General features: G+C 69.7%; 1 pseudogene. It reads right to left on the reverse strand.

The window, feature by feature from the left end:
* Nucleotides 1-206: pseudogene (locus tag OP79_RS49535) on the reverse strand (LLM class flavin-dependent oxidoreductase); the annotation flags it as partial.
* Between the last annotated feature and the right edge of the window lie 2 nt (nt 207-208).

The raw sequence follows: 208 nt of genomic DNA on the forward strand, positions 1-208 counted from the left end.
CCGGTCAGGTCGCGGGAGAAGGCCACCGGGTGGCGGAAGTTCGGGCTGGCCACCAGCGTGCCGATCTCCAGCCGCGACGTGACCAGTGCGGCGAGGGTCCGCGTCGGCACCGTGCCGTACCACGGGCCGTCGAGCAGCCCGTCCCAGCCGAGATGGTCGAAAGTCCAGCCGTGGTCGAACCCGTACTCTTCGACGCTTGCCCAGATCT

Source organism: Streptomyces yerevanensis (assembly GCF_000716805.1).
GTDB lineage: Bacteria > Actinomycetota > Actinomycetes > Streptomycetales > Streptomycetaceae > Streptomyces > Streptomyces flaveus.